The 10733-nt window shown below is 29.8% G+C and carries 9 protein-coding genes; 8 read left to right on the top strand and 1 reads right to left on the bottom strand.

Going from position 1 to position 10733, the window contains the following annotated elements; genetic code table 11:
- Nucleotides 1-68 precede the first annotated feature (68 nt).
- Nucleotides 69-476, bottom strand: a complete 408-nt coding sequence (locus tag DW1_RS10345) for a hypothetical protein (RefSeq protein ID WP_074350552.1) — start codon at nucleotides 474-476, stop codon at nucleotides 69-71.
- Nucleotides 477-763: 287 nt separating this feature from the next.
- On the opposite strand from DW1_RS10345, the gene DW1_RS10340 reads away from it, so the two are divergent.
- The 8 genes from DW1_RS10340 (at nucleotide 764) to DW1_RS10305 (ending at nucleotide 10692) form a co-directional block, all read left to right on the top strand.
- Nucleotides 764-952, top strand: coding sequence for a DUF4177 domain-containing protein (locus DW1_RS10340; RefSeq protein WP_074350551.1), 189 nt, complete (start codon nucleotides 764-766; stop codon nucleotides 950-952).
- A gap of 41 nt (nucleotides 953-993) precedes the next feature.
- A complete protein-coding gene (locus tag DW1_RS10335; RefSeq protein ID WP_074350550.1) occupies nucleotides 994-1953 on the top strand; it encodes an AAA family ATPase in 960 nt (319 codons plus the stop codon).
- 12 nt (nucleotides 1954-1965) lie between these two features.
- Nucleotides 1966-3093, top strand: a complete 1128-nt coding sequence (locus tag DW1_RS10330; RefSeq protein WP_074350549.1) for a DUF58 domain-containing protein — start codon at nucleotides 1966-1968, stop codon at nucleotides 3091-3093.
- A gap of 24 nt (nucleotides 3094-3117) precedes the next feature.
- Complete coding sequence (locus tag DW1_RS10325; protein WP_074350548.1) at nucleotides 3118-4491, top strand: DUF4129 domain-containing protein; 1374 nt, start codon at nucleotides 3118-3120, stop codon at nucleotides 4489-4491.
- 94 nt (nucleotides 4492-4585) lie between these two features.
- Nucleotides 4586-5389: an ECF transporter S component gene (locus DW1_RS10320; protein WP_074350547.1), complete on the top strand. Its 804-nt coding sequence runs from the start codon at nucleotides 4586-4588 to the stop codon at nucleotides 5387-5389.
- Between the two features lie 320 nt (nucleotides 5390-5709).
- Nucleotides 5710-6951 carry an arginine deiminase gene (arcA, locus tag DW1_RS10315; protein WP_074350546.1) on the top strand — a complete coding sequence of 414 codons (1242 nt, stop codon included), beginning with the start codon at nucleotides 5710-5712 and terminating at the stop codon, nucleotides 6949-6951.
- A 22-nt stretch (nucleotides 6952-6973) separates the two neighbouring features.
- Complete coding sequence (argF, locus tag DW1_RS10310; protein WP_074350545.1) at nucleotides 6974-7969, top strand: ornithine carbamoyltransferase; 996 nt, start codon at nucleotides 6974-6976, stop codon at nucleotides 7967-7969.
- A 302-nt stretch (nucleotides 7970-8271) separates the two neighbouring features.
- Nucleotides 8272-10692, top strand: coding sequence for a DNA internalization-related competence protein ComEC/Rec2 (locus tag DW1_RS10305; RefSeq protein ID WP_159433584.1), 2421 nt, complete (start codon nucleotides 8272-8274; stop codon nucleotides 10690-10692).
- The last annotated feature ends 41 nt before the right edge of the window (nucleotides 10693-10733 follow it).

Raw genomic sequence — 10733 nt, 5'->3', positions numbered from 1 at the left:
AACCAGCTGGTGCAATAGAACATGTCCTATCATTGAGGATTTAAAAAGAAAACCTATAGGTTTTCTTTTTAATAATCATCATATATATTATCTTCATCATAATCATCGTCAGCGTCATAAAGATCTACTTCGTCAAAATCTTCATCAAAATCCTCATTTAAATAATTTATATAACTACTTTCTATGGAGTCATCAATATTTCCACTTTGAATTTTATCAATTTTATCTCTTATATAGGCGCTAATATCATATATGCTTTCGATTTCCAAAGCTTCTGCAACTTCTTCTAAAACTTCAATTATTACATCTGCGATATCAGTTAGACTGAATACATACTCTTCTTCGTCATCCAATTCTTTTTCTGAAGTTATATTAGATATAATATCTAATGCTACTTCAACATTATCAAAACTGCTATAATAGATTTCGTCATAGAGCTTGTTTAATTCATTTAATTGGATTTTTAGCTTACTCATAAAAAACCTCCCTACATTTAATTACTGTATGACCTAATGAATGATAAAGTTTTGTAACATACCTTTTCAAAACTTGAAATAATATTGCAGTCTTTTTAAAATAAGTATGTTAAATAAATTAAATAAATGACAAAATGAGCTATTATTAAGTTCTAAATATATTAAATTTTACACAAAGATAAAGAAGATTTCAACTATTATTATGACACAAAATATAAAATGATTCGCTATTTATCATGATTTTATGTATTTCTTTTGTGTTATAATATGATGGGAGGTAGAAAAATATGAAGAAATTTGAATATAAAGTAGAGAATATAAAAGCTTTTGGTGTAACTTCATTAGTGTTGACGAAAGAACACGAAAAAAAGTTCAATGCACTCGGTGCTGAAGGTTGGGAGCTAGTGAACATAAAATCACTAAATAATCCGCGAAACTTAATTGTAGTATTTAAAAGAGAAATCACGGAAGACTAATATTAGTATTTACTTATGGATTTGAAATTGGGGGTGTTGGAATGGATATTAAAAAAATTAAGGAAATTGCATTAAGAGTTAAGGATAATATTCAAAAGGTAATAGTGGGTAAGGATGATGTTATTGACCTAATGCTTACTTCCATAATATGTTCAGGGCATGTATTGTTAGAAGACGTTCCAGGCTTAGGAAAAACTATGCTAGCAAAATCACTAGCGAAATCCATAGATTGTGACTTTAATAGAATACAATTTACCCCTGATTTACTGCCGTCAGATATCTTAGGCTTGAACTACTATAATCAAAAAACGGGAGATTTTCAACTAAAGGAAGGACCTATAATGAGTCAAATTGTCTTAGCAGATGAAATCAACAGAGCTACACCTAGAACACAATCAAGCCTATTAGAAGCCATGGAAGAGCATCAAGTTAGTATAGATGGTACAACTTATAAATTGAGGGAGCCTTTTTTTGTAATAGCTACTCAAAATCCTATAGAAACTTCAGGCACTTTTCCTTTACCGGAAGCCCAAATAGATAGGTTTTTCATGAAGTTATCTATGGGATACCCAAAGTTTGAAGAGGAATTTGAGATTCTAATGAGATTTAAAGAGAATAATCCTATACATGATATTGAAGCAGTAGTATCTTCTGAAGAGATTAGGCGAGCGAGACAATTCTATTCAAATGTTCATGTAGATGAAGATATAGTAGAATATATATTAAAAATTGTAAATGCTACACGTGAAAATGATGAAATTGAACTTGGAATAAGCCCAAGAGGTAGCTTAGCTTTATTTAAAGCATCCCAAGCTTATGCAGCAATTAACGGCAGAGATTATGTGTTGCCAGATGATGTTAAGTTTCTTTTAAAACCAGTTTTTGTGCATAGGATCATCTTAAATTCAAATTCACAGATAAAAGGTAGAAGTATAAATGATGTCCTAGATCAAATAGTTCATAAAATCAATACTCCTGTGGAAAAGATAATTAGCAATTAGGAGTTGAGAGTAATGGGTATAGTTGTAACTACGCTTGTTTTCCTAATGATTATTTATTATATTTTAAATAGGTGGGAAAGTTTAGTATTTAAAAAATTAGATTTTAAGAGATATTTAGATAAAGAAAGAGCTTTTGTTGGAGAGTCAGTAAGATTAACTACTGAAATAACAAATAGCAAGTTTTTAATTTTACCGTGGATAGAGATTAATTCTAATATCCCTAAAGGTATTGAGTTTAAAGACCTAAAAGTTATAGGCCAAAATAATAATCATGAAAAGATACTTAGAATAATAACTTCATTATTGAGCTATCAGAGAATTAAGAGACATAACACTATCCAGTGTACACATAGAGGTTTTTATTCATTTCATGATGTAAAAATGTCTGTAGGTGATTTTTTTGGATTTGCAGTTGCTGAAAAAGAAATACATTATTCAATGACCCTTATAGTCTATCCTGAAATTAAACCTCTAAGCAGATTAATTATGCCATTTAAAAGCGTACAAGGTGAGATATCTGTTAGAAGATGGATAATTCCAGATAATATGGCTGTGATTGGCGCAAGGGAGTATACTCCTTACGATAGTTTTAATTCTATTGATTGGAAGGCAACAGCTAGAACGAATAAAATACACGTCAAAAAGCTAGATTACACGGCTGACCTATCTACTATTATACTCCTAAATGTACAAACTAGCGATATTTATTGGCAAAATGTAGATACAGAACTAATAGAAAAGGGTGTGGAAGTTGCTGCATCAATTACAGAAAAAGCAATTGATGAAAAATTAGATGTAGGCTATTCATCAAATGCTTTTTTCTATGGAGATAAAAATAACATATTTATTAGACCTAAAAATGGAAGAAATCAAAAGATGTTTATTTTCGATGCTTTAGCTAAAACCTCATATTTACCTTTAGATAGCTTTGATGCATTTTTAAACAAAAATATAAGACTTATAGATAAAAACAATGTAATTATATTGATCACAGCTCATGCTAATAGCAGCTTAGTACAAACAATAAACCAGCTAGTAAAGAGAGATTATTGCATAAAACTGATACTATTAGATAACAACTTAAAGCTTGAAGGATTATCTAAAGAAGTAGATATTATTTATAGTTATGAACTTAAGTAATACTAATAATAAGTAGGTGAGCCAATGTTCGCAAAGGTTAATTATATACTTAATTTAATAGTTAGAGGAATATCAGAAACTGCAAATATATTTATTTCTGGGATAATATTTATTTTTATTTTTTTAGATATAGATAGCTTTATATTAATTAACAATATTGCATTACTTTCTCTAATAAATTTCTTATGTGCTTACGCCTTAGATTTTTTTGTCTTTAAGGGGAATAGCTTAAATAATAGAAAAAAATACACATATTTTTTTATTGCCATAGTTCTTTCATTGGTTAGCGCCTTTATTACATCAAAAGAAACTAGGTTTGTTCCATTTATTATGTATCTAATTATTTGGTATAAAAGCATATTAAGCATCACTGATAAGAGAGATTTTCAGTCAACTAAGAATATATTTATTATTAGTCTTTTATTGTATCTGTTTGTTGTTTTTATATTGAACATAACAAATGGATACAGTGCTACTACAACAAGATTGAAGTCATTTTTTCCTATATATGTAGGAGCAACATTATCTCATTTTGCATTGCTAAATCTTGAAAGCGTATATAATAATAAAAAAGTAAATTCAATAAACAAAAACCAAAATATGAGAATAGTGAATCTAATTTCTTATTTAATGGTTTCAATTTTCTTAGTGTTCACCCTAACAGGTTTTTTTGGATTATGGGAGAGGATTTTTTTTAGCAACATTTTTAAAGGATTTGGAGTTGTCATCCAAAAAGCTGTAGAAGTTGTACTTTATCCTATTGTACTTCTTATTACAAAACTTGTAGAGTTAATATTTAAAAAATCTGATTTATCTAGATTAAAGCAATTAAATGTTGGTAAGACACCTGAGGAAATAGAAAAAATAGCTAATGAGACTTTATCATCAAAAAATCAAGTTATTATAGACAGAGCATTTTCTATAGTTAAATTGTTAGTCGTGGGTTTAATTATCTATGTAATACTTTTTTATTTGATTAAGGCAATTAAAAACAAAGTTTTATACAGTAATTTGGAGGATGAAGAAGAAGAAAAGGAATTTATTTTATCATATAAAGATATTCCAATAAAAATGAAAAAGTCTTTTAGAAAAATCTTTGCAAAAATATCTGAATTATTTTTAGAAAATAGTAGTGTTCTAAATCTTCATATCATAAGGCGAATTTATATAGATACAATTTTAACTCTTAGAGGAGAAGGACATGAGTTTAAGAATCATCACACTCCAAATGAATATCTATCTTTACTAGAGAATACTAAATATATTAACACTGGAATTTATGATTTGACAAAAGTTTATAACGATTATAGATATGGTAGAAAAGAGCCTACAGAAGAGGATATTGAAGAATGTTTGAGAGCTAAGAAAAATATTTATGAAATTAGCAAAGGAAAATGAACCGATACAATTTAAAAACTACTCCCTTGATAACCGATACACTTGTGCTATAATTAAATTAACACAGTAACAATTATATCGGGGAGGCGTAAAAATGAACAAGTATAATGTAAAAAAACTAACCTATGGTGGATTAATGACTTCATTAGTGTTTGCAACTACAGCTATAATTCCACAGATTCCCGTTCCTTTTACTGAAGGTTACATACATACTGGGGATAGTATGATTTTTGTCACTTCAATTTTATTGGGATGGAAATATGGACTATTTGCAGGTGGTGTAGGTTCTGCTATGGCAGATTTGTTTTTAGGATATACACATTGGGCAGTTCCCACATTGATAATTAAGGGAATTATGGGAGCTATTGTTGGACTTATGGCACATGAGGTAAAGAATGATAAACTTAAGGTCCTCAGAAATGTTTTAAGCTATGTCATTGGGGTGGGATGGTTTGTATTAGCAGTATTCCTATATCTAACGTTATCTAACATTTCAAATAATATTATAAACTCAGAAATAGCCAGTTTTCTTGTTGATAGCCTTCGTTTAGCTGGAACTGAGAATCTACAAGCTTTGATAAACAGCGTTCAATTAGCACTTATGTCAGCTATTATAATTATTCCTATATTTATAGTTTTATTATCCATATTTCTTAGGAAAAGAGACAGGGAACTGTTTAGTATGAATAGTTTAATGGGGATGACATTGTCAGGTCTTTGGATGGTAGCCGCCTATTATGTAGCAGGTGGAATATTAAAGGGAAACATGATAATACCTATATTTAGTGTACCTGCAAATATAATTCAATTTATTGGTGGGGCATTGATAGCTTTTCCAATTGTGTTAGCTCTTAAAAAAGCAAATGTAACTAAGCAATTAAGCTCTAGATTGAACTAGAGCTTAATTTTTTAATTTTTCTTAATATATCAGAATATTTCGACTAAAATAGATAATAATTTTTTTTCATGTATATTTATTTAAGATTTTAAGTTAAGCTCGGGAAAACATTTTCCTAAGCTAGATTTTATCACCGATTTATTTAGAGATTTTTCTGAGAAATCTTCCTTTTTGAATAAATATGCACATTTTGCATATTTATAGGAATTGAAGGAATTGACAAAATAGTGAATATGTTAATATAATCAATTTAATATAAGAATTAGACACTTGCAATTTTTAAAAGATATGCATAGTAATTGCATAGAGGAGGTGGGAATATGGTAAAGGATAAGAAAAAGGGGCTCAACGTGTATTCGGATATTGGAAAGCTAGAAACAGTATTGTTACATCGTCCAGGAAAGGAGCTCGAAAATCTAGTTCCAGATTACCTTGAGAGATTATTGTTTGATGATATTCCCTATTTAGACTTAGCTAGAAGGGAACATGATAATTTTGCAGATATTCTACGGGGAAATGGAGTAGAAGTCCTATACTTAGAGGACCTATCAGCAGAGGCTATAGCTGATTCAGACGTTAGAAATAAGTTTATAGATGAGTTTTTAGCGGAAGGAAATGTAGTAGGTAGAGGTACTAGGGAAGTTCTTAAAGAATATTTTCAACAATTTGATGATAGAGAACTTATAGACAAACTTATGGCAGGAATTAGAAAAGATGAAATACCAAAGTTGATTAATAAATCTCTTATGGATTTAACTGATACTAGATATCCTTTTGTTTTAGATCCTATGCCAAATCTATACTTTACAAGGGATCCCTTTGCCACAATAGGACATGGAATAACACTGAACCGTATGAAGACAGATGTGAGAAACAGAGAAACTATATTTGCTAAATATATTTTTGAAAATCATCCTAGGTTCAAGGATTTAGAGGTTCCAGTGTGGTTTGACAGAAAGGAAATGTATGCACTTGAGGGAGGGGATATTATAGTATTTAACCCTAAGGTCATAGCTGTAGGTATTTCTGCTAGAACAGACGCAGCAGCAATTGAAAAATTCTCTGAAAGAGTACTATACTCTGATGAACACTTCGAAACAATCCTTGCCTTTGATATCCCAAAGAAAAGAGCTTTTATGCATCTTGATACTGTATTTACAATGGTTGATTATGAAAAGTTTACGATTCACCCTGAAGCTGAAAATAACTTAACGGTTTATTCTATTAAGAAAAGTAATAGATTTCAAGGAGAATTATCTATAGAAAAAGAAGAATTATCCCTAGAGCAAATTTTAAAAAAATATCTTGAGTTAGATAAAGTGACTTTAATTCGATGCGCTGGCGGCAATACGATAGATGCTGCGAGGGAGCAATGGAATGATGGCTCTAATACTCTAGCCATAGCACCTGGGGAAGTAGTTGTATATGCTAGAAATTATGTCACTAATAGGATTTTAGAGGAACATGGGATTAAGACTCATGTTATGTCATGTTCAGAGCTTTCAAGGGGACGTGGAGGTCCGAGATGTATGAGCATGCCTTTGATGAGGAGAAATTTATAATAAAATAAAAGGGGGAATTTTAATGGCATTTAATTTAAAGGGAAGACATTTTTTAACACTCAGAGATTTTTCGCCAAAGGAAATTGAATATCTAATCGATTTAGCAGCTGATTTGAAAAGACTAAAATATGCTGGAATCAAACCAAGAAACTTAGAAGGTAAAAATATTGCATTAATATTTGAAAAACCTTCTACTAGAACAAGATGTGCATTTACTGTAGCAGCAGTTGATGAGGGAGCACATGCAGAGTATTTGGGTAAGGGAGATATTCAGCTAGGCAAAAAGGAATCGGTCGCAGATACTGCAAGAGTTTTAGGCAGGATGTTTGATGGTATAGAGTTTAGAGGATTTAAACACGAAACGGTAGAAGAACTAGCAGAATATTCAGGAGTTCCTGTATGGAATGGACTAACTGATAAATATCATCCAACGCAAATTTTAGCAGACTTTTTAACTATAAAAGAGCATAAAGGATATTTGAAAGGGATTAAGTTTGCATATGTAGGAGATGGAAGAAATAACATGGCAAACTCACTATTAATTGGTGGGGCTAAAATGGGAATGGATATGAGAATAGTTTCTCCAAAGGAATTATTCCCAGAAGATGAGATAGTAAATACTGCAAGAGAAATTGCAAAGGAAACAGGTGCTAGTATAACTATTACAGATTCAGTTGATGATGGAGTGAAGGCTGTAGATGTTATCTATACAGATGTTTGGGTATCTATGGGTGAAGAAGAACACTTTGAGGAAAGAATTAGGCTTTTAAAAGCATATCAAGTGAATATGGATATGATAAAAAAAGCTGATGAAAATGTGTTATTCTTACACTGTTTACCAGCATTTCATGATTTGAAAACTTCAGTTGGCTTAGAAATATATGAAAAATATGGATTAACAGCTATGGAAGTTACAGATGAAGTCTTTGAAAGCAAACACTCAGTTGTATTTGATGAAGCTGAAAATAGAGTGCATACTATAAAAGCTGTAATGGTAGCCACTTTAGGAAATCAATAGTAGATTCAAGAGCTCATATGTTGAGAGGCCACTAAAAAGTATTATTTTGTTATACTAGAGTTAGCGAAGAACTCATACTTACCAAACATGAGGTTCTTAGGCTAAATCTTAGACGACAAGAGAGATACATAACTTTTTAGTGGCCTTCAAATAAGTGAGTTCTTTTTTTCTAGATTTATTTATTATGCTATAATATACTAAAATAGTAGTTTAACAAAATAATGGGGATAGGAGTTATTATGAAAAGGTTGTTTTTTATATTGATCATCCCATTTATTATAGGAATATGCATTTCAGTCAGTATGGACATAAATACAAACTTAATAACTTTAATAATAGCTTTATTAATGTTAGGACTATTGATTTCGTACTTTTTAAATAGAGGCTATACTTTATTGTTATTTTTTTTGTTCCTATTTCTTGGCATCATAATGACTACAAATAGTTTACAAAGCGAATTAGCTTATTTTGTTGATAAGGAAATAGTACTAGAAGGAGTTGTACAAAGTAAAACCATATTTAGTGAAACTAAGAGTACATATGTAGTAAAAGTAGAAAAGCTTATGTATGCTGATAAGGTCTATAGGATAGAAGAAAAAATGCTTCTTAACTATTATGATAGACAAGTACTTGATTTAAATGATGAAGTAAGAATTAGAGGTGTTCTTTTACTGCCAAAAGAAAATACAAATCCTGGCTTGTTTAACTACAGACTTTATTTACAAACGAAAAAAATATATACAACTTTAAATGCAAATAGTACATATGTAGATATTATATCTAAAGGTGAGCTTAGTCACGGCATGCTTCTAAGAGTTAAATTTAAAGAAAGAATCAAAGGAATCTTAGATACTACTTTAAATGAAAAAAACAGCAATATAATGAACTCTATAGTATTGGGAGATAGTAGTTTTTTAGATGATGAAACTGGGACAAGATTTAGAGAATTAGGCTTATCCCATATATTAGCTGTGTCTGGCTTGCATATAGGAATTATATATATGTTTATATCAAAAGCTTTGAGGTTGTTGAGTATTGATAAGAGAAAATCAATTGTTGTTGCTTTAATTATAATCTGGAGCTATGGATATTTGATTGGTTTTCCGGCATCTGTACTAAGGTCATCTATAATGTTTAGCTTACTATCGTTATCTTCATTAGTTTATAGACGATATGATTCTATTAATACATTGTCACTTGCTGCTTTTCTTCTATTACTTATAAAACCACTTTGGATATATGATGTTGGATTTCAATTGTCTTTTGTTGCAACAGCTTCTATTATCATACTTACTCCTAGAATCAAATGGCTTATATCTATATATAGTAAAAAGGGAGCCAAGTTATTGTCTACATTATTTGCTGTGCAAATAGGTTTGCTTCCGGTTTTAGCATATCACTTTAACTCGTACGCAGTAATGTCGTTAATTTCAAATCTAATACTAATACCTATATTCTCATTTTCTTTAATATTATGTCTTGTACTAATATTAATGTCTTTAGTATCTATTAATTTATCTATACTATTAGGTTTTTTATTAAATGTTATTTTAGATTTTACTAACTTGATAATAGATATATTCTATAATTTTTCTTTTCTTAACATATCGTTACCATCTTTAGGGATTGGATACATTCTATGTTACTATCTTATGATATTTATTTGTCTTAGAATAATAAAGATAGATGTGTTTAAGCCTAAGATAAATCTACTTATTTACTATTATTTGATTATTGTTTCTATAGTAAGTTTTGTTTCTTTCATAACTATTAGTGAAACAACCCTAGAATTTATAGATGTCGGACAAGGAGATAGCTGTCTTGTCTCTACAAGAGACAAAGTATTTCTTATAGATGCTGGAGGAAATATATTTGGAGATTTTGATGTAGGGGAAAGAATAGTACTGCCATATTTGCTTAAGAAAGGTATAAATAAATTAGATGCAATTTTTATAACCCACTTCCATGAGGACCATGCTGAAGGAGTGATTCCTCTTATAAATAATATAAGGATTGACAATATTTTTATCGGATATGAGGACAATAAAAACTATCTATACAAGGAAATCATGTATAGTGCAAATAAGTATAACATTAAAGTCAATAAAATATCAGAAGGTGATTTAATTCATATAGATAATTATAATAAAATAGAAGTTTTAAATCCACTTTATAACGTGTCAGCTGATAATATTGAAAATGAAAATAACCTGTCCTTAGCTTTAATTCTAAAATCTTATGGTAAGAGTATATTCTTTACTGGTGATATTGAAAAGGAAGTAGAATACAGGATGGTTAATGATAATAGAATAAATAAAATAGATGTCATTAAAGTTCCGCACCATGGGAGTTCTACATCATCTACCTCAGAGCTAGTAAATAAAATAAAGCCTTCTTATGCAGTAATTCAGGTAGGTAAAAATAACTTTGGCCATCCCAATGATGAAGTATTAGAAAGATATAGACAGATAGGGACACAAATATTTAGAAATGATGAAAATGGTTTGATAAGATTTAAAATAGATAAAGAAGGCATAGAAATATATACATATATCACAGATAAAGTTACATTTAATGATATAATAGAAAAGTATAGGTATGAGTTGTTGTATATGATTATTTATATAGGAATTTCAGTTTTCTTATGTATTATTTATATTGACTGCTATTCTACACCAGAAGAATTACAATTAAAGTGCTGTATTGGTATTTGCAAGTCTTAAGCAATTGGTATAGCTTTCAAAAGAGAATTGATAAAGGAGTG

This window comes from Proteiniborus sp. DW1 (assembly GCF_900095305.1).
In the GTDB taxonomy this organism is placed as follows: Bacteria; Bacillota; Clostridia; order Tissierellales; family Proteiniboraceae; genus Proteiniborus.
This window is presented reverse-complemented; position numbering and strand designations above follow the sequence as displayed.

Bases quoted from the DNA above. Each gene is read 5' to 3' on its own strand.
- DW1_RS10345 (WP_074350552.1), bottom strand. From the start codon at position 476: ATGAGTAAGCTAAAAATCCAATTAAATGAATTAAACAAGCTCTATGAC.
- DW1_RS10340 (WP_074350551.1), top strand. From the start codon at position 764: ATGAAGAAATTTGAATATAAAGTAGAGAATATAAAAGCTTTTGGTGTA.
- DW1_RS10335 (WP_074350550.1), top strand. From the start codon at position 994: ATGGATATTAAAAAAATTAAGGAAATTGCATTAAGAGTTAAGGATAAT.
- DW1_RS10330 (WP_074350549.1), top strand. From the start codon at position 1,966: ATGGGTATAGTTGTAACTACGCTTGTTTTCCTAATGATTATTTATTAT.
- DW1_RS10325 (WP_074350548.1), top strand. From the start codon at position 3,118: ATGTTCGCAAAGGTTAATTATATACTTAATTTAATAGTTAGAGGAATA.
- DW1_RS10320 (WP_074350547.1), top strand. From the start codon at position 4,586: ATGAACAAGTATAATGTAAAAAAACTAACCTATGGTGGATTAATGACT.
- arcA (WP_074350546.1), top strand. From the start codon at position 5,710: ATGGTAAAGGATAAGAAAAAGGGGCTCAACGTGTATTCGGATATTGGA.
- argF (WP_074350545.1), top strand. From the start codon at position 6,974: ATGGCATTTAATTTAAAGGGAAGACATTTTTTAACACTCAGAGATTTT.
- DW1_RS10305 (WP_159433584.1), top strand. From the start codon at position 8,272: ATGGACATAAATACAAACTTAATAACTTTAATAATAGCTTTATTAATG.